The organism is Serratia sp. 201, from assembly GCF_037027545.1.
Taxonomy (GTDB): domain Bacteria; phylum Pseudomonadota; class Gammaproteobacteria; order Enterobacterales; family Enterobacteriaceae; genus Serratia; species Serratia bockelmannii.
Genome location: NZ_JAXCHC010000005.1, coordinates 195,042 through 213,244 on the forward strand (window position 1 = coordinate 195,042; position 18,203 = coordinate 213,244).

Sequence of the window (18,203 nt, forward strand, 5' to 3'; positions counted from 1 at the left end):
CTGTGAAAGTGTTGACTGTTTTCGGCACCAGACCTGAAGCCATTAAAATGGCGCCGCTGGTACATGCACTGGCCCAGGATGAGGCCTTTGACGCAAGAGTCTGCGTAACGGCACAGCATCGTGAGATGTTGGATCAGGTATTGCGGTTGTTTGAGATCACGCCGGATTACGACCTGAACATCATGAAACCCGGCCAGGGGCTAACGGAAATCACCTGTCGCATCCTGGAAGGGTTGAAAGGGGTGCTGGAAGACTTCAAACCGGACGTGGTGCTGGTGCACGGCGATACCACCACCACGCTGGCGACCAGCCTGGCGGCGTTCTATCAACGCATCCCCGTTGGGCATGTCGAGGCCGGGCTGCGTACCGGCAATCTGTATTCTCCCTGGCCGGAAGAGGCCAACCGCAAACTGACCGGCCATCTGGCGATGTACCATTTCGCGCCAACCGAGAACTCGCGCCAGAATCTGTTGCGCGAGCTGCTGCCGGACAACCGCATTTTCGTGACCGGCAATACGGTAATCGACGCGCTGTTCTGGGTGCGCGACCGCGTGATGAGTGATGCTGCGCTGCGCGCGGGCCTGGCACAGCGTTACCCGTTCCTCGACGCCGACAAGAAACTGATCTTGGTCACCGGCCATCGCCGCGAAAGCTTTGGCGGCGGCTTTGAGCGGATTTGCAGCGCGCTGGCGGAGATCGCCAGCAATCACCCGGAAGTGCAGGTGGTGTATCCGGTGCATCTCAATCCAAACGTCAGTGAGCCGGTGAATCGCATTTTGAAAGGCATCGACAACGTCATGCTGATCGAACCGCAGGATTATCTGCCGTTTGTCTATTTGATGACCCAGGCTTACATGATCCTGACCGATTCCGGCGGCATTCAGGAAGAGGCGCCATCGTTAGGCAAACCGGTGCTGGTGATGCGCGACACCACCGAACGCCCGGAGGCGGTAGATGCGGGCACGGTGCGTCTGGTCGGCACCGATGTGGCCAAAATTGTTGAAGCGGTGACCCGGCTGTTGACGGACGAAAGCGAATATCACGCGATGAGTCGGGCGCACAACCCGTACGGTGACGGGCATGCCTGTCAGCGTATCCTCGAAGCTTTAAAGAATCATCAGGTGAAACTATGAGTTTTGACACTATTTCGGTTATCGGCCTGGGTTATATCGGCTTGCCAACGGCGGCGGCGTTTGCCTCCCGCAAGAAAAAAGTGGTGGGTGTAGATGTTAACCAACATGCGGTAGATACCATTAACCGCGGCGCGATCCACATCGTCGAGCCGGATCTGGATAAAGTGGTCAAGGACGCCGTCGACGGCGGGTTCCTGCAGGCGGTGACCAAACCACGGGCGGCCGATGCGTTCCTGATCGCAGTGCCTACCCCGTTCAAAGGCGATCACGAGCCGGATCTGGCCTATGTCGAAGCGGCGGCGAAATCGCTGGCGCCGGTGCTGAAAAAAGGCGATCTGGTGATCCTGGAGTCCACCTCGCCGGTGGGCGCCACCGAACAAATGGCAGAATGGCTGGCGCAGGCGCGCAGCGATCTCAGCTTCCCGCAGCACGCGGGTGAAGCGGCGGACGTGAATATCGCCTACTGCCCGGAGCGCGTGTTGCCGGGGCAGGTGATGGTGGAGCTGATTCAAAACGACCGCGTGATCGGCGGCATGACGCCGAAGTGCTCGGAGCGCGCCAGCGCGCTGTACAAGATTTTCCTCGAGGGCGAATGCGTGATCACCAATTCGCGCACCGCCGAGATGTGTAAGCTGACGGAAAACAGCTTCCGCGACGTGAATATCGCCTTTGCCAACGAACTGTCGCTGATTTGCGCCGAGCAGGGGATTAACGTCTGGGAGCTTATCCGCCTGGCAAACCGCCATCCGCGGGTGAATATTCTGCAGCCGGGGCCGGGCGTCGGCGGTCACTGCATTGCCGTCGATCCGTGGTTTATCGTGGCGCAGAATCCGCAGCAGGCGCGCCTGATCCACACCGCACGCCTGGTGAACGACGGCAAACCGCTGTGGGTGGTCGACCGTGTGAAAGCGGCGGTGGCCGATTGCCTGGCCGCCACCGACAAGCGCGCGTCCGAGGTGAAAATTGCCTGTTTCGGCCTGGCCTTCAAGCCGAATATCGACGATTTGCGTGAAAGCCCGGCGGTAGAGGTGGCGCACCTGATCGCCGAATGGCACGTCGGCGAAACGCTGGCGGTGGAACCGAACGTCGAACAGTTGCCGAAGTCGCTGGCGGGCCATGTGACGTTGACGCCGATTGCCGAGGCGTTGCAGCAGGCCGATGTGATCGTGATGTTGGTCGATCACCAACAGTTCAGGGCCATCCGGCCGGAAGATGTAAAACAAACATGGGTTGTTGATACCAAAGGAGTATGGCGTTGAAACGTATTTTAGTTACCGGTGGTGCCGGTTTCATTGGCTCCGCAGTTGTGCGGCACATCATCGAGGCCACCGGCGACAGCGTGGTGGTGGTGGATAAGCTGACCTATGCCGGTAACCTCGAGTCGCTGGCGGTGGTGGCCGAGAGCGAGCGCTATGCTTTTGAGCAGGTCGACATCTGCGATCGCGCCGGGTTGGATCGGGTATTTGCCCAGTATCAACCGGATGTAGTGATGCACCTGGCGGCGGAAAGCCACGTCGATCGTTCTATCGACGGCCCGGCGGCCTTTATCGAGACTAACGTGGTTGGCACTTACACGATGCTGGAAGCGGCGCGCCATTACTGGCAGCCGTTGGCGGCGGAGAAGAAGCTGGCTTTCCGTTTCCATCATATCTCCACCGACGAAGTGTACGGCGACCTGCACGGCACCGACGATCTGTTCACCGAAACCACGCCCTATGCGCCGAGCAGTCCGTATTCCGCCTCCAAGGCGTCGAGCGATCATCTGGTGCGTGCCTGGTTACGCACCTACGGTTTGCCGACCCTCGTGACTAACTGTTCGAATAACTACGGTCCTTATCACTTCCCGGAGAAGTTAATTCCGTTGGTGATCCTGAATGCGGTAGCCGGCAAACCGCTGCCGGTATACGGCAACGGCGCGCAGGTGCGTGACTGGTTGTATGTCGAGGATCACGCGCGTGCGCTCTATCAGGTCGTGACCGAAGGCGTGGTGGGCGAAACTTACAATATTGGTGGCCACAACGAGCGCAAGAATATCGAAGTGGTACAGACCATTTGCGATCTGCTGGAGGAACTGGCGCCAAACAAACCAGAAGGCGTGGCGAACTACCGCGATCTCATCATTTACGTGAAGGATCGCCCGGGCCACGACATGCGTTATGCCATCGACGCTAGCAAAATCGATCGTGAGTTGGGCTGGCGGCCGCAGGAAACCTTCGAAAGCGGCATTCGCAAGACGGTAGCCTGGTACCTGGCTAACGAAACCTGGTGGCGCCGGGTGCAAGACGGTTCTTATGCCGGCGAGCGTTTAGGGTTGTCAGATTAATTTAACGCCGCGTCGCTCTGCGGCGGCGCGGCGGTTTTTGGAGTAAGTATGAAAGGTATTATTCTGGCTGGCGGTTCCGGTACGCGTCTTCATCCGATCACTCGTGGCGTGTCCAAGCAACTGCTGCCGATTTATGACAAGCCGATGATCTATTACCCGATGTCGGTACTGATGCTGGCGGGGATCCGCGACATTTTGATCATCTCGACCCCGGAAGATCTGCCGTCCTTCGAACGTTTGTTGGGTAACGGCGAACAGTTCGGCGTCAATCTCAGCTACGCTGCGCAGCCTAAGCCTGAAGGTCTGGCGCAGGCGTTTCTGATCGGCGAGGAGTTTATCAACGGCGATTCTTGCTGCCTGGTGTTGGGCGATAACATCTTCTTCGGCCAATCTTTCAGCCCGAAATTAAAAACCGTCGCGGCCCGCACCGAAGGGGCCACCGTGTTCGGTTATCAGGTCATGGATCCTGAACGCTTTGGCGTCGTGGAGTTTGACGGCAACTTCCGTGCGCTGTCGATCGAAGAGAAACCGAAGAAACCGAAATCCGATTGGGCGGTGACCGGTCTGTACTTCTACGATAGCCAAGTGGTGGAGTTTGCCAAGCAGGTGAAGCCTTCTGAGCGCGGCGAGCTGGAAATCACCAGCATCAACCAGATGTATCTGGAGCGCGGTGAACTGACCGTCGAGCTGTTGGGACGCGGTTTCGCCTGGTTGGACACCGGGACTCACGACAGTCTGCTGGAAGCCAGCAGCTTCGTGCAGACGGTAGAAAAACGCCAGGGCTTTAAAATCGCCTGTCTAGAGGAAATTGCCTGGCGCAACGGTTGGCTGGATGACAAGGGACTCAAACGTGCCGCCAACGCCTTGTCGAAAACCGGTTACGGTAAGTACCTGTTGGATCTGCTGCATGTGCGTCCACGCCACTATTGAGCCTTTGGCGTGGGAAAGCGAGTTTTTCGCGCTAGACAGCGCGAAACTCAGCTTCTCCTCCTCGGCTCCGGCGCTTGCCGAAGCCGATCTGGCGGCTTATGCCTTGGTGCAGGCCAAAGTCCCCGCTCAGCACCTTGCGTTGGCGGACGGTCTGGCTGATTTGGGATTTCGCCTGGTTGAGGGCGAGGTCGATCTGGTTCTGGCTCTTGAGCATGATCACGTGGTTGAACCGGGTTTCGTCGCCCAGACGTCCCGCCTGGCGGCAGAAGCCGATATCCCGGCATTGCGCACCGCGGCGGCTCAGGCGTTCACCGTCAGCCGCTTTCGTACCCCCTGGTATCAACCTGATGACAGCGGCCGGTTTTATGCTTTGTGGATCGAAAAGGCCGTTCTGGGCACCTTCGATCATCAGTGCCTGTTGGCGCTGGACGAACAGGGGCGGCCAGAGGGATTTGTCAGCCTGCGTGACATTGGCGGCCAGGAAATGCGTATCGGCCTGCTGGCGGCTTTCCCCGGCGTATCAGGCCGGGGCATTGGCACTCGGCTGATGACTGCGGCGCTGGCCGAATGTCGGCGGCAAGGAATGCAGCGCCTGCGGGTCGCGACCCAGACAGGCAATATCGCCGCATTACGACTCTATCAACGACAGGGTGCCGTGATTGAAAGCACCGCGTACTGGTTATACAGAGGTAGACATGATTCCATTTAACGCTCCACCGGTTGTTGGCACTGAACTGGAATATATGCAGGCTGCCATGGGCAGCGGCAAATTGTGCGGCGACGGCGGCTTTACCCGTCGCTGCCAGCAGTGGATGGAACAGCGTTTCGGCAGCGCGAAAGTGTTGTTGACGCCTTCCTGCACCGCGTCGTTGGAAATGGCCGCCATCCTGCTGGATATTCAGCCGGGTGACGAAGTGATCATGCCGAGCTTTACCTTCGTTTCAACCGCCAACGCCTTTGTGCTGCGCGGTGCCAAAGTGGTGTTCGTCGACCTGCGTCCGGACACCATGAACATCGACGAAACCAAAATCGAAGCGGCGATCACCGATAAAACCCGCGCGATTGTGCCAGTGCACTATGCCGGCGTTGCCTGCGAGATGGATACCATCATGGCGCTGGCGAAGAAATATAACCTGTTCGTGGTGGAAGACGCCGCGCAGGGTGTGATGTCGACCTACAAAGGCAAGGCATTGGGCACCATTGGCCATATCGGCTGCTTCAGCTTCCATGAAACCAAAAACTACACCGCCGGCGGCGAAGGCGGCGCGACGCTGGTGAACGATCCGGCCCTGATCGATCGGGCGGAAGTCATCCGCGAGAAAGGCACCAACCGCAGCCAGTTCTTCCGTGGCCAGGTCGATAAATATACCTGGCGCGACATCGGTTCCAGCTATTTGATGTCTGACCTGCAGGCCGCTTACCTGTGGGGCCAGCTGGAAGTGGCGGAACGCATCAACCAGCGCCGTTTGGCACTGTGGCAGAAGTACTACGACAGCTTCCTGTCGTTGGCAAAGGCCGGCCGCATCGAACTGCCGAGCATCCCAGCCGACTGCGTGCATAACGCGCACATGTTCTATATCAAGCTGCGTGATATCGAAGAGCGCACGGCCTTTATCGACTACCTGAAGGAAGCCGAAATCATGGCCGTGTTCCACTATATCCCGCTGCATGACTGCCCGGCCGGCGAACAGTTTGGCCGCTTTGCCGGCGAAGATCGTTACACCACGCAGGAAAGTGCGCGTCTGGTGCGCTTGCCGCTGTTCTACAATATGTCTGATGTCAATCAGCGTACGGTAATCAATACCATCCTGAGCTTCTTTGCCTGATATGTCGTTGGCAAAAGCATCGATATGGACCGCCGGCTCCACGCTGATCAAAATTGGCGTGGGGCTCTTGGTGGTGAAACTGCTGGCGGTAGCGTTTGGCCCCAGCGGCGTGGGGCAGGCGGGTAACTTTCGCCAGTTGATCACCGTGCTGGGCGTGCTGTCCGGCGCGGGTATTTTTAACGGTATAACCAAATACGTTGCGGAGTACCATCAGGATCCGCAGCGTTTGCGCCTGGCGGTCGGTACCGCGTCGAGCATCGTGCTGGGCTTTTCGACCTTGCTGGCGCTGGTGTTTCTGTTCGCCGCCGAACCGATCAGCATCGGGCTGTTCGGGCATGCCGATTACGTCGGCGTGGTGCGCGCCGTCGCTTTCATTCAGATGGGCATCGCCTACGCCAACCTGTTCATGGCGGTGCTGAAAGGCTATCGCGACGCGATGGGCAATGCGCTGGCGGTGATCGGCGGTAGCCTGATCGGCGTGGTGGCATATTACCTGTGCTTCAAGCTGGGCGGCTATGAAGGTGCGCTGGCGGGGCTGGCGCTGGTGCCGGCGTTGGTGGTGCTGCCGGCCGGGCTGATGCTGTGGCGGCGCAAAACGCTGCCGCTGCGCTATTTGGCGCTGCGTTGGGACAAACGGGTGGCCGGTAACCTCGGCAAATTCACCGTCATGGCGTTGATCACCTCGGTGACGCTGCCGGTGGCCTACGTCATGATGCGAAACCTGCTGGCCGCGCATTACGGTTGGGATGAGGTGGGGATCTGGCAAGGCGTCAGCAGCATTTCCGATGCCTATCTGCAGTTTATCACCGCCTCGTTTACCGTCTATCTGCTGCCGACGCTGTCGCGGCTGACGGACAAGGGCGCCATCTCGCGGGAGATCGTGCGCTCGCTGAAATTCGTGCTGCCGGCGGTAGCGGCAGCGAGCTTTACGGTCTGGGTGCTGCGCGATTTCGCTATCTGGCTGCTGTTCTCGGATAAATTCGTCGCCATGCGCGATCTGTTTGCCTGGCAACTGGTGGGCGACGTGCTGAAAGTCGGGGCTTATGTGTTCGGCTATTTGGTGATCGCTAAAGCGTCGCTGCGCTTTTATATCCTGACGGAAGTCAGCCAGTTTCTGCTGCTGACGCTGTTCTCGCACTGGCTGATCCCGCAGCACGGCGCGCTGGGTGCGGCTCAGGCCTATATGGCAACCTACATCGTGTATTTCGCGCTCTGTAGCTGCGTGTTTCTTATTTATCGTAGACGAGTATGACCACACTGATTCACGTTCTGGGATCCGATATCCCGCATCATAACCAGACGGTGCTGCGCTTCTTCAACGACGTGCTGGTGCCGCGTTTGCCGGCTGAGCAGACGCGGCATTTTATGGTGGCGGCCAAGGATGTGGCGGCACTGGGGGATTTCCCCGCCCTGAATATTGAGCCTTACGCCGATAAGAAAAGCCTGGCGGCGGCGGTGATCGCCCGCGCCCAGGCCGATCGCGCTGCGCGCTTCTTCCTACACGGCCAGTTTAATCCGGGGCTGTGGCTGGCGCTGCTGAGCGGCAAGATCAAGGCGCGTCAGATCAGTTGGCATATTTGGGGCGCCGATCTGTACGAAGACGCCACCAGCTGGAAATTCAGGCTGTTTTATCTGCTGCGCCGCATTGCCCAGGGGCGGGTGGGGAATGTATTTGCTACCCGCGGCGACGTGATTCACTACCAGCAGCGCCATGCGCGGGTACCGGCTTCGCTGCTGTACTTCCCGACCCGCATGGATCCGGCGCTGACCGACGTTCACGTCGAGAAAAATCTGGCCGGGCCGATGACGATTCTGGTGGGCAACTCCGGTGATCGCAGCAATCGGCATATCGAAGCACTGCAGGCGATCCATCAGCAGTTCGGCGCCGACGTGCGCGTGATCCTGCCGATGGGCTATCCGGCCAATAACGACGCTTACATCGAGCAGGTGCGTGCCGCCGGATTGCCGCTGTTCGGCGAGAAAAATCTGCAGCTGCTCACGCAGCAGGTGGCATTTGAAGACTACCTCAATATTCTGCGCGCCTGCGATCTCGGCTATTTCATTTTCAATCGCCAGCAGGGGATAGGCACCCTGTGCCTGCTGATTCAGTTTGGCGTGCCTTTCGTGCTCAGCCGGCAGAACCCGTTCTGGCAGGATTTGGCGGAACAGCACCTGCCGGTGCTGTTCTACGGTGACTCGCTCGACGAGGCGGTGGTGCGCGAAGCGCAGCGTCAGCTGGCGGCGGTGGACAAGCAGACGATCGCCTTCTTCAATCCGAACTATGTCGACGGCTGGCAGCAAGCTCTGGCGCTGGCGGCGGGAGAGCTCTCATGACGTTGGTGCAATTCGGCGGCCTGTTCGTCGTCTACCTGGTCAGCCTGACGTTTATTCTGACGCTGACCTACCAGGAGTTTCGGCGCGTGCGCTTTAACTTCAACGTCTTCTTCTCGCTGCTGTATTTGCTGACGTTTTATTTCGGCTTCCCGCTGACCTGTCTGCTAGTGTTTCAGTTTGACGTCGAGGTGGTACCGGTGGAGTTTCTGCTGTACGCCTTGCTGTCGGCGACGGCGTTTTACGCCATCTATTACGTCACCTACAAGACCCGGCTGCGCAAGCGCCGCTCTCAGCCGCGTGCGGCGCTGTTCACCATGAACCGGGTGGAAACCCATATGACCTGGGTGCTTCTGGCCCTGGTGGCGATCGGCACCGTGGGTATCTTCTTCATGCAGAACGGCTTCCTGCTGTTCAAGCTCAATTCCTACAGCCAGATCTTCTCCAGCGACGTGTCCGGCGTGGCGCTCAAACGGTTCTTCTACTTCTTCATTCCGGCGATGCTGGTGGTCTATTTCCTGCGGCAGGATCTGCGCGCCTGGTTCTTGTTCCTGGTGGCGACGGTGGCGTTCGGCATTCTGACCTACGTCATCGTCGGCGGCACCCGCGCCAATATCATCATCGCCTTCGCGCTGTTCCTGTTTATCGGTATCGTGCGCGGCTGGATCACGCTGTGGATGTTGGCGGCGGCGGGCATATTCGGTGTGGTCGGCATGTTCTGGCTGGCGTTGAAGCGCTACAGCCTGGACGTCAGCGGCGCGGAAGCGTTTTATACCTTCCTTTATCTGACCCGCGATACTTTCTCGCCGTGGGAAAACCTGGCGCTGCTGCTGCAAAATTACGACAAGATCGATTTCCAGGGCCTGGCGCCGATCTTGCGTGATTTCTACGTCTTTATCCCAACGTGGCTATGGCCGGGCCGGCCGGACGTGGTGCTGAACTCGGCCAACTATTTCACCTGGGAAGTGCTGAACAACCACTCCGGGCTGGCGATATCCCCGACGCTGATCGGTTCGCTGGTGGTGATGGGCGGCGCGCTGTTTATCCCGCTCGGCGCGATTCTGGTGGGCATGATCATCAAGTGGTTCGACTGGCTGTATGAGTTGGGCAAAACCGAGCCGAACCGCTATAAGGCGGCTATCCTGCAAGGATTCTGCTTCGGAGCGGTGTTCAACATGATTGTGTTGGCGCGCGAAGGGGTGGATTCATTCGTGTCGCGCGTGGTGTTCTTCTGCATTATTTTCGGCGCCTGTCTGGTGCTGGCGAAGTTGCTGTATTGGCTGTTCGATACCGCCGGGCTGATCAAGGCCAGAGTGACGCGCGCCCGCGCGCTGGCCTCTCCCCCACGGGCGGACGGTCTTTTGTAAGGGTAATGAGAACGATGGAAACAAAGATTTCGGTGCCGCAGTATGAGCTGCGCGGTTTCAGCCTGTGGGGCTTTCGCGATATGGCGCACTGCATGGACTTTCTGTTCGACGGCGGCCGGGTCAAACAGGGCACGCTGGTGGCCATGAACGCGGAAAAGATCCTGAAGGCGGAAGAGGACCCGGCGCTGCATGCGTTGCTGGATGAGGCGGAGTACAAGTACGCCGACGGCATCAGCATGGTGCGCTCGATTCGCCGCAAATACCCGGCGGCGGACGTTTCGCGCGTTGCGGGCGCCGATCTGTGGGAAGCCTTGATGCAGCGCGCCGGTCGTGAAGGCACGCCGGTCTTCCTGGTCGGCGGCAAGCCGGAGGTGCTGGCGGAAACCGAGCAAAAGCTGCGCAGCCAGTGGAATGTCAACCTGGTGGGTAGCCAGGATGGCTATTTCAAACCGGAGCAACGTGAGGCGCTGTTCGAGCGTATTCGCGCCAGCGGTGCCGCTATCGTGACGGTGGCGATGGGATCGCCGAAGCAGGAGATCCTGATGCGCGACTGCCGCAAGGTGCATCCGCAGGCGCTGTACATGGGCGTGGGCGGCACCTACGACGTCTTTACCGGCCACGTGAAGCGTGCGCCCAAGGTGTGGCAGAACCTCGGTCTGGAGTGGCTCTACCGCCTGCTCAGCCAGCCCAGCCGCATCGGCCGGCAGTTGAAGCTGTTGAAGTTTGTCGGCTACTACTACAGCGGCAAGATGTAACCTCTACATCCGGGGCGGAAAGTGCTGTTCCGCTCCGGTCTGCTGTACCAATAATCTGCTTTTGCACGTTTCTCCCGCATATCTATAACCCCCAGCCCTAAACGCAGCCGCATTTATTCCATAAAGTTTTAAATTGCGGTTTGCTTATAGCGGCGAAATGCGAAACGATACCGCCCGGAAATTATCCCCGGCCGCTGAAGCCTGATGCGACAGCGCTGAACGATGTTCTTCTCACGGTAACTTCGCTCCGACTACCCGTTGATGCCAACCCGAACGGCAGGGGATGATTTATTCTTTTAATAATGACAATAACGACCGGCAGCGGCCGGCAGGCAAACACAACCCGAGAAAAATTATTGAGGATTTATGGCACACAAAGAGAAACCGCAAGGGCTACACCGGGGCCTTGAGGCCCGGCACATCGAGCTTATCGCTCTGGGGGGCACCATCGGCGTCGGCCTGTTTATGGGTTCGGCCAGTACGCTGAAATGGGCCGGGCCGTCGGTGCTGCTGGCTTACATCATCGCCGGGCTGTTCGTGTTTTTCATTATGCGTTCGATGGGGGAGATGCTGTTCCTCGAGCCGGTCGCCGGGTCGTTTGCCGTTTACGCGCATAAGTACATGAATCCCTACTTCGGTTACCTGACCGCCTGGGGTTACTGGTTTATGTGGATCGCCGTTGGTATTTCTGAGATCACCGCCATCGGGGTGTATGTGCAGTTCTGGTTCCCGGAAATACCGCAGTGGGTGCCTGCACTGATCGCCGTGGCGATGGTGGCGCTGGCCAACCTGGCGGCGGTGCGCCTGTACGGTGAGCTGGAGTTCTGGTTCGCCATGATCAAGGTCACCACCATCATCGTGATGATTCTGGTGGGGCTGGGGGTGATCTTCTTCGGTTTCGGCAACGGCGGTGAGCCTATCGGTTTCGCCAATCTGACGGCGCACGGCGGTTTCTTTGCCGGTGGCTGGAAAGGCTTCCTGTTTGCGCTGTGCATCGTGGTGGCGTCCTATCAGGGGGTTGAGCTGGTAGGCATCACCGCCGGGGAAGCCAAGAACCCGCAGGTGACGCTGAAACGCGCGATCAACAATATCCTGTGGCGCATCCTGATCTTCTATGTCGGCGCAATCTTCGTCATCGTGACCATCTTCCCGTGGAACGGCATCGGCACCACCGGCAGCCCGTTTGTGCTGACCTTCGCCAAGATCGGCATCGTCGCCGCCGCCGGCATTATCAACTTTGTGGTGCTGACCGCCGCGCTCTCCGGTTGCAACAGCGGCATGTACAGCGGCGGCCGCATGCTGTACGCCTTGGCCAAGAACCGCCAACTGCCGGCGGCGTTGACCAAGCTTTCCGCCAGCGGTGTGCCGGTGAACTGCATCGCCGTCACCATCGCCTGTCTGTTGGTGGGGTCCGCGCTGAACTACATCATCCCGAATCCGGAGCAGGTGTTCGTGTATGTCTACAGCGCCAGCGTGCTGCCGGGCATGGTGCCGTGGTTCGTGGTGCTGATAAGCCAGCTCTATTTCCGCCGTGCCCATAAGGAAGCGATCAAAACCCACAGCTTTAAGTCGATCATGTTCCCGTATGTGAACTATCTGACCATCGCTTTTCTGGTTTGCGTGCTGGTCGGCATGGGAATCAACCCAGATACGCGAATTTCCCTGCTGGTCGGGGCGATTTTCTTAGCCGGCGTCAGCCTGTGCTACTTCGCTTTCGGTATGCATAAGAAACATCATCCGGCTGAAAATCGGGTAGAAACGCGGCAATAAACGGTGAAAAGGGGCTACGGAGTGCGCTTTCCTGCGCAGGAGTGAGCAAAGCGTAATCAAACGCAACATTTCTGCGAAAAAGCACTAGACAGGATTGGCGTAAATCCGTAGTATCCCCTCCCGCAACGGCGCTACGCGCCCGTAGCTCAGCTGGATAGAGCGCTGCCCTCCGGAGGCAGAGGTCTCAGGTTCGAATCCTGTCGGGCGCGCCATTAAGTTTGTGCGCAGGAGCTGCGGTGGTAATATTACCGCGTGAGTAAGAAGAAGTAGTAATGGTGGCTATAGCTCAGTTGGTAGAGCCCTGGATTGTGATTCCAGTTGTCGTGGGTTCGAGTCCCATTAGCCACCCCACTTCCTAACGAAGTGAAGATTTAGCAGTATTTTGTGACAGTGCGAAGGTGGCGGAATTGGTAGACGCGCTAGCTTCAGGTGTTAGTGTTCTTACGGACGTGAGGGTTCAAGTCCCTCTCTTCGCACCACGCAAAATATCTGATAAATATAAGATTTATATGGACAACGGTCTGATAAATCGGGTAGTATGAGCAACACAAATCGGCGAGTAGCGCAGCTTGGTAGCGCAACTGGTTTGGGACCAGTGGGTCGGAGGTTCGAATCCTCTCTCGCCGACCACATTCGAAAAACCTGCTTTTTAAAGCAGGTTTTTTTTCGTCTGCGGTTTATGAGGATGAGTACCTCCGCAGGAGGTTCGAGCCTCGCGAAGCGAGACAACGTTGCTTTAGCAACGGCCCGCAGGGCGCGCATCAAAGATGCGCGTAATCCTCTCTCGCCGACCACTTTCAAAGAAACCGACGCAAGTCGGTTTTTTTACATCTGCCGTTTATGAGAGCAAGTTTTCTCAGCATGACGAAGCTAATACCGACAAGCCCGTGCAGCAATGCGCGGGTTTTTTGCGTATCGAAGGATGGGCATTTTGTCTCTGCTGGCAAGCGTGTTGGTTTTCAGCGACAACGCCATCCAGCGCTGTCGTCAGGTTGAGACAAATAATTCATTGATTTAAAAAGATAAAGTTGGCTTTGGCTTAAGTCGTCGTTTTGAGGCGACATCCTGATAACGGCCGCTGGCAAGGAATGCCAGGAAGTGGTTTGCAACGCAAAGGATGGAATTAAATAAAAATCAATATTTTCAATATTTTGAATTCTATTTTCTTATGGGGATGGACTCAATATAAAAGTTGGCACGCCAAATGCTATATCTATAGCGTAGATGCTCATTCCACCTCTTATGTTCGCCTTAGGCTTCATAAACCCTGGGAATGACGCAGAGCCGATTTAGGGTGCCTATCGCCCACGAGAACGATGACTAACCCGTCATCACGCTCAGGGCAGAACGTTGAGTGAGGCACCGCCCCTGTTGTCCTAGACCTGATTGCTTCTTTATACACTTGCCATACGGCAAGTGTTTTTTTTTGCGCCACAGAAAAACCCTGAGCAAAAAAAAAAGCGCGGCATCGGGGCCGCGCTCTTCTCTCTCGGGCAGGGCGTTATTCGCCGCCGTTCTGTTTCAGCGTCAACATCAGCCCCTCACGCCGCATCTGCGCCGCTTCATCCGAACGATGCAGTTTCTCCAGCGTATCGGCCAGCCAGGCGTAATCGTAGGCGTCCGGACGCTGTTTCAGCGCTTCGCGGAAGGCGTCGGCCGCTTGCTGCCACTCGCCGTGCTTCATCAGCAGTTGCCCCAGCGTGCTGTTTAACAGCGGCGTCGCGCCGTGTTGTTTCATCTGCTGACGCAGCGCTTTCTCAAGCTGCTCGGGGTTGCCGGACTTCAGCCGCGGCAGCAACAGCACCAGGCGCTCGTCGTATTGGCGCTTCAGGCTGTCGAGCACAATCTCCTGCGCCAGTTCGTGGTCGTTGCATTCGATCAGGTGTTCCACCATCGCGATTTGCAGCGGCACCTCGTGACGCGTCTTGCGGCTCTGATCTTTCCACCAGCGCTTCAGGCCTTCACTGCCTTCGTCCGCCATCGCCTGATTCATCAGACCGATGTAAGCCTGCTGCTGCAACGCCTGCAGCTGCTCTTCGCTGTGCAGTTCGATTTTACGCATCGACGGCAGCACTTCCAGCAGCGACGCGTAGGCGCCGGTGCGCAGATAGGCTTGTTCCGCCAGGCGCAGCACTTCCGGATGGCGCGGCGCCTGGTTCAGCAGGCGATCGACGCCGTGGCGCGCGGCGTGGTTCTCGCCCTGCGCCAGCTGGATGCGAACCCGGGTGATATCCACCGGCAGCTGATCGGTGTCGGCAGCTTCGGCGGCGCGTTCCAGATATTGATTGGTACGGAAGTCATCGCCGCGTTGCTGCGCGGCCTCGGCGGCCAGCAGGTAGTTCACCACCGGCTGTTCAGCGTGATCGGCGTTGCGCGTCATCAGCTTCTCAACCTGCTTATAGTCGCCTTCCGCCAGTTTGATCAGCGCGGCTTTGGTTTGCTGGCGCGCGCGGGTGCGCTTGCGGCCGATAAACCAACCGCGCGTGCGGGCGCCGGTACGGAAGATGCGGCGCAGGATCCACTCGATCGCCAGCAGCACCACGAACAGCAGCACCAACATGATCACCAGGCCGGTGACGCTGGTTTCGATATTGTAGTTATCGGTCTGGATCAGCACGTAGCCCTGATGCCCGGCCAACATCGGCCCGAGCACCACGCTGGCGATCACCACCAGGAACAGAAATAGCACGCGTAACATGGCTTAACCCTCCTGGTGAGCGGCAGGGGACTGGGTCATCAGGTTGCGCACCCGGGTCTGCATCACTTTTTCGAGCAGCGGCTGGCTTTTCAGCTGATCCGGCACGTCCATCGAGATCGACTGTTGGCTCAGGTTATCCAGCTCTTCCAGGAAAGCCTTGGTCGCCGGATCGGTGGTGTCGAAATAGGCGCGCACCCAGGTGGAGACGGTTTCCAGCGATTGCTTGTAGGTCTCGTTCTGGTGGCGTGGGATGGCCTGTGCGGCCACCAGCAGGCGCGAACGGATATTTTCGCGCAGGTAGATGTCCTGGTTCGGCGCCAGCAGCGGTTCGGCGCTGGTATCGCGACGGCGGATGGTGATGAAGTCGGCCATGAAATTGCGCCAGCTCTTGGCCAGGTTCTGCCGCCATTCGCCGATCGAGCCGGAGAGCTCGCTGCTGTTTTGATCCATCGGCGCTTCGTCGGTGTCGTTATCGGCCAGGCGCAGGTTATCCACCTGGTTGGACAGCTGATTGACCTTGAGGATGATGCCGTCGTAATCGACCTGGGTCAGCGTAGAAAGCGTGCTGATGTCTTCGGTAATGGCGCGGCGCACGTCGAGCAGGCTAGGATCGTTCATGTCCGCCAGGCTGGCGTCGGCGCTTTTCAGCAACGCGGCGGCGCTGGTCACGTCTTGATCGCTCCACAGCTTGCGGCCGGCCATTTTCACCAGGAAATCGGCCTGCGCCAGCAGCCAGGTTTTGGCGTCGCTGCCGGAGATGGTCGCCACTTTTTCCTGCAGCTCGCTCAGTTGACGCGCCAGATTCGCCTGCTCGCGATCGGCGGCGTCCAGGGTTTTACCCTGCTGCTGCAGCAGACCTTCCAGCGCATTTCTTTCCTGCTGTTGGCTCTGCTTCACGCCTTCAAGCTGCTGCTGCAGCGCCTGATTGGCGGCGATCAGCTGTTGCGCCTGCTTGTGCGTGTGGTAATAGCCGCCCGCGCCGAGGGCGATGACCAGCACGATAGCGATCGCGCCGAGCACCGGGCCGGTGTTCTTGCCTTTGCGGCTGGCAGCGGCTGGCTGCTGGGAGCTCTCAACCGCGGTAGTTGGCTCTTCAACCGGGGCGGCTGGGGTATTTTGTTCCGTCATAGTGGCACATCCCATAGTCAGATTATTGTAGCGCGCGGATCAGCGCGTCATTATCGGCGTTGTCAGCTACCCGAATCGTACGCCAGCCCAAATCCCGGGCGAGGGTAGCCAGGCGTTCGCTCACTACTACCAGGCGGCAACGCAGCAGCCATGAAGAACGATAGTAATCAGGAACTAAAGTATAGAGCTGTTGTAACATTTCACCGCTGGTCACCACCAGCGTATCCACACCGGCACGCTGCCAGTGGGCGCTTTGCTCGCTGCCGTCGTAGTGCACCGGGCTGCGTTGATAGCATTCATAATAGCTGACGTCGGCGCCGCGCTCGCTCAGCGTTGTGCCCAGCAACTCGCGGCCGCCGTTGCCGCGTAAAATCAGCGCGCGTTTGCCCGCCAGTTTCTGCAGCGCCGGCAGCAGCAGCAGCGTTTCGCTGATCTCGCGCTCGCGCGGGTATTCCACCGGCAAACTGCTGATGCGGTGCAGCGCCAGTCCGGTGGTACGGCCAATGGCGTAATAGGCCAGGTGAGCGGGCCAGCTCAGTCCGGCGCGGCCGATGACCGAATCGGCATAGTTCACCGAATGCTGCGACAGCACGAATACCAGATCGCCGGCGTTCAACTGCTGCAACGCCTGCGGCAGCTGCGGCAGATCGCTGCCGGGGGCGAAGTCGATCAGCGGTGCATGATAGGCAACCCGGCCGAGTGCGCGCAGCCGGCTCACTAACTGCTCTCCCGAAGGCGATGGGCGGGTTACCAGGATCGTCATGCCGGCGGATTTCCCTGATAAACTTCGCGCAGGATCTCGCGCGCGCCGCGCGCCAGCAGCTCTTCCGCCAGCTCAACGCCCATCCGTTCGGCTTCGGCGGCCGGGCCGCGGCGTTCGCCGCGCACCATCTGGCTGCCGTCCGGCGCGCCGACCAGGGCGCGCAGCCACAGGCTGTCGCCATCCAGTTCGGCATAGCTGCCGATCGGCACCTGGCAGCCGCCTTCCAGGCGGGTGTTCATCGCCCGCTCGGCGCGCACGCGGGTTTCGGTGGCCGCATGGTTCAGCGGCGCCAGCAGCGCGCGGGTGACGCTGTCGTCGAGACGGCATTCAATGCCGACCGCACCCTGGCCGACCGCCGGCAGGCACTCTTCGGCGCTCAGCGGGCTGCGGATGCGTTGCTCCAGCCCCAGGCGCTTCAGGCCGGCCACCGCCAGAATAATCGCGTCGTAGTCGCCGTTGTCCAGCTTGGCCAGGCGAGTGCCGACGTTGCCGCGCAGGTCGCGTACGATCAGGTCCGGGCGGCGTTCGCGCAGTTGGCACTGGCGGCGCAGGCTGGAGGTGCCGACCACGCTGCCCTGCGGCAGCTGATCGAGCGAGGCGAAACGATTGGAAACAAAAGCGTCGCGCGGATCTTCGCGTTCGCAAATGGTGGTCAAACCGAGGCCGGCAGGGAAATCGACCGGCACGTCTTTCATCGAGTGCACGGCGATGTCGGCGCGGCCTTCCAGCAGCGCGAGCTCGAGTTCTTTAACAAACAGGCCTTTACCGCCGACTTTCGCCAGCGGCGTATCCAGAATAACGTCGCCGCGCGTCACCATCGGCACCAACTCGACCTGCAGGCCGGGATGGCTGGCCATCAGACGTTGCTGCACATAATGTGCTTGCCAGAGTGCAAGCGGGCTTTGTCGGGTGGCAATTCGAATAATTTTGTCTAACATGCTTGTTACCGTTTTTATATTTCGCCATCCATCCTACCACTGAGAGCCAATACTGTCAGTGCAAGAAGCCGGAGGCGGAAAAAGGACAACGGAATCAAAGGGACGTGTGATGTGCTTTGGGGCAGTTAACACTGCGGGTAAATCGTTTAGGGAAGCGCTACAATAATTGTGAAGCGTTACCTCCTTTACGGTCAATCAGCAAGGTGTTAAATTGATCACGTTTCCAGCAATAAGTCGCCAA

At 58.8% G+C, this 18,203-nt stretch carries 15 protein-coding genes, 4 tRNA genes and 1 other RNA gene; 16 read left to right on the plus strand and 4 right to left on the minus strand.

Features of this window, described 5'->3' with window-relative positions; all coding sequences use genetic code 11:
• Positions 1–2 precede the first annotated feature (2 nt).
• The 16 genes from wecB (at position 3) to WA302_RS22595 (ending at position 13,229) form a co-directional block, all read left to right on the plus strand.
• Positions 3–1,133, plus strand: a complete 1,131-nt coding sequence (gene wecB / locus WA302_RS22520; protein ID WP_043142254.1) for a non-hydrolyzing UDP-N-acetylglucosamine 2-epimerase — start codon at positions 3–5, stop codon at positions 1,131–1,133.
• On the plus strand, positions 1,130–2,392 hold the full coding sequence (gene wecC, locus WA302_RS22525; protein ID WP_049203647.1) for a UDP-N-acetyl-D-mannosamine dehydrogenase: 1,263 nt from the start codon (positions 1,130–1,132) through the stop codon (positions 2,390–2,392). The genes wecB and wecC overlap by 4 nt, the downstream gene beginning before the upstream one ends.
• Positions 2,383–3,456 (plus strand): dTDP-glucose 4,6-dehydratase, encoded by a 1,074-nt coding sequence (gene rffG / locus WA302_RS22530; protein WP_193389589.1) that lies wholly within the window; start codon positions 2,383–2,385, stop codon positions 3,454–3,456. The genes wecC and rffG overlap by 10 nt, the downstream gene beginning before the upstream one ends.
• A 48-nt stretch (positions 3,457–3,504) precedes the next feature.
• The gene (gene rfbA, locus WA302_RS22535) at positions 3,505–4,386 is read left to right on the plus strand and encodes a glucose-1-phosphate thymidylyltransferase RfbA (protein WP_043142249.1); all 882 of its coding nucleotides are present in this window, start codon (positions 3,505–3,507) and stop codon (positions 4,384–4,386) included.
• Positions 4,364–5,095, plus strand: a complete 732-nt coding sequence (rffC, locus tag WA302_RS22540) for a dTDP-4-amino-4,6-dideoxy-D-galactose acyltransferase (protein WP_043142245.1) — start codon at positions 4,364–4,366, stop codon at positions 5,093–5,095. The genes rfbA and rffC overlap by 23 nt, the downstream gene beginning before the upstream one ends.
• Positions 5,082–6,212: a dTDP-4-amino-4,6-dideoxygalactose transaminase gene (rffA, locus tag WA302_RS22545; RefSeq protein WP_049203642.1), complete on the plus strand. Its 1,131-nt coding sequence runs from the start codon at positions 5,082–5,084 to the stop codon at positions 6,210–6,212. The genes rffC and rffA overlap by 14 nt, the downstream gene beginning before the upstream one ends.
• A 1-nt stretch (position 6,213) precedes the next feature.
• Positions 6,214–7,464, plus strand: coding sequence for a lipid III flippase WzxE (wzxE, locus tag WA302_RS22550; RefSeq protein WP_025304863.1), 1,251 nt, complete (start codon positions 6,214–6,216; stop codon positions 7,462–7,464).
• Positions 7,461–8,546 carry a TDP-N-acetylfucosamine:lipid II N-acetylfucosaminyltransferase gene (locus tag WA302_RS22555; RefSeq protein ID WP_261456758.1) on the plus strand — a complete coding sequence of 362 codons (1,086 nt, stop codon included), beginning with the start codon at positions 7,461–7,463 and terminating at the stop codon, positions 8,544–8,546. Before wzxE ends, WA302_RS22555 begins: the two co-directional genes overlap by 4 nt.
• A complete protein-coding gene (gene wzyE / locus WA302_RS22560; RefSeq protein WP_336064752.1) occupies positions 8,543–9,910 on the plus strand; it encodes an ECA oligosaccharide polymerase in 1,368 nt (455 codons plus the stop codon). The genes WA302_RS22555 and wzyE overlap by 4 nt, the downstream gene beginning before the upstream one ends.
• Positions 9,911–9,924: 14 nt before the next feature.
• The gene (gene wecG, locus WA302_RS22565; protein WP_025304866.1) at positions 9,925–10,665 is read left to right on the plus strand and encodes a lipopolysaccharide N-acetylmannosaminouronosyltransferase; all 741 of its coding nucleotides are present in this window, start codon (positions 9,925–9,927) and stop codon (positions 10,663–10,665) included.
• A 366-nt stretch (positions 10,666–11,031) separates the two neighbouring features.
• Complete coding sequence (gene thrP, locus WA302_RS22570) at positions 11,032–12,435, plus strand: bifunctional threonine/serine APC transporter ThrP (protein WP_025304867.1); 1,404 nt, start codon at positions 11,032–11,034, stop codon at positions 12,433–12,435.
• A 135-nt stretch (positions 12,436–12,570) separates the two neighbouring features.
• Positions 12,571–12,647 (plus strand) — tRNA-Arg (locus WA302_RS22575).
• Positions 12,648–12,710: 63 nt separating this feature from the next.
• Positions 12,711–12,786: transfer RNA gene (locus WA302_RS22580), tRNA-His, on the plus strand.
• 41 nt (positions 12,787–12,827) lie between these two features.
• Positions 12,828–12,914, plus strand: a tRNA-Leu gene (locus WA302_RS22585).
• A gap of 74 nt (positions 12,915–12,988) precedes the next feature.
• Positions 12,989–13,065 (plus strand) — tRNA-Pro (locus WA302_RS22590).
• 35 nt (positions 13,066–13,100) lie between these two features.
• A non-coding RNA gene (locus WA302_RS22595) (RtT sRNA) lies at positions 13,101–13,229 on the plus strand.
• 707 nt (positions 13,230–13,936) lie between these two features.
• On the opposite strand, the gene hemY is transcribed toward WA302_RS22595, so the two are convergent.
• From hemY to hemC, 4 genes are read right to left on the minus strand one after another with little or no spacing between them, the layout of a single operon-like run.
• Positions 13,937–15,133 carry a protoheme IX biogenesis protein HemY gene (gene hemY / locus WA302_RS22600; RefSeq protein WP_004934228.1) on the minus strand — a complete coding sequence of 399 codons (1,197 nt, stop codon included), beginning with the start codon at positions 15,131–15,133 and terminating at the stop codon, positions 13,937–13,939.
• A 3-nt stretch (positions 15,134–15,136) separates the two neighbouring features.
• Entirely contained in the window at positions 15,137–16,261 is a 1,125-nt protein-coding gene (gene hemX / locus WA302_RS22605) for a uroporphyrinogen-III C-methyltransferase (RefSeq protein ID WP_016929498.1), read from the minus strand.
• 22 nt (positions 16,262–16,283) lie between these two features.
• Entirely contained in the window at positions 16,284–17,024 is a 741-nt protein-coding gene (gene hemD, locus WA302_RS22610; RefSeq protein ID WP_049209355.1) for a uroporphyrinogen-III synthase, read from the minus strand.
• A complete protein-coding gene (gene hemC, locus WA302_RS22615; protein WP_041037210.1) occupies positions 17,021–17,962 on the minus strand; it encodes a hydroxymethylbilane synthase in 942 nt (313 codons plus the stop codon). The genes hemD and hemC overlap by 4 nt, the downstream gene beginning before the upstream one ends.
• Positions 17,963–18,203: the final 241 nt, after the last annotated feature.

Bases quoted from the DNA above. Each gene is read 5' to 3' on its own strand.
- hemX (WP_016929498.1), bottom strand. From the start codon at position 16,261: ATGACGGAACAAAATACCCCAGCCGCCCCGGTTGAAGAGCCAACTACC.
- rfbA (WP_043142249.1), top strand. From the start codon at position 3,505: ATGAAAGGTATTATTCTGGCTGGCGGTTCCGGTACGCGTCTTCATCCG.
- wzxE (WP_025304863.1), top strand. From the start codon at position 6,214: ATGTCGTTGGCAAAAGCATCGATATGGACCGCCGGCTCCACGCTGATC.
- hemD (WP_049209355.1), bottom strand. From the start codon at position 17,024: ATGACGATCCTGGTAACCCGCCCATCGCCTTCGGGAGAGCAGTTAGTG.
- hemC (WP_041037210.1), bottom strand. From the start codon at position 17,962: ATGTTAGACAAAATTATTCGAATTGCCACCCGACAAAGCCCGCTTGCA.
- wzyE (WP_336064752.1), top strand. From the start codon at position 8,543: ATGACGTTGGTGCAATTCGGCGGCCTGTTCGTCGTCTACCTGGTCAGC.
- rffA (WP_049203642.1), top strand. From the start codon at position 5,082: ATGATTCCATTTAACGCTCCACCGGTTGTTGGCACTGAACTGGAATAT.
- WA302_RS22555 (WP_261456758.1), top strand. From the start codon at position 7,461: ATGACCACACTGATTCACGTTCTGGGATCCGATATCCCGCATCATAAC.
- hemY (WP_004934228.1), bottom strand. From the start codon at position 15,133: ATGTTACGCGTGCTATTTCTGTTCCTGGTGGTGATCGCCAGCGTGGTG.
- rffC (WP_043142245.1), top strand. From the start codon at position 4,364: ATGTGCGTCCACGCCACTATTGAGCCTTTGGCGTGGGAAAGCGAGTTT.
- rffG (WP_193389589.1), top strand. From the start codon at position 2,383: ATGGCGTTGAAACGTATTTTAGTTACCGGTGGTGCCGGTTTCATTGGC.
- wecC (WP_049203647.1), top strand. From the start codon at position 1,130: ATGAGTTTTGACACTATTTCGGTTATCGGCCTGGGTTATATCGGCTTG.
- wecG (WP_025304866.1), top strand. From the start codon at position 9,925: ATGGAAACAAAGATTTCGGTGCCGCAGTATGAGCTGCGCGGTTTCAGC.
- thrP (WP_025304867.1), top strand. From the start codon at position 11,032: ATGGCACACAAAGAGAAACCGCAAGGGCTACACCGGGGCCTTGAGGCC.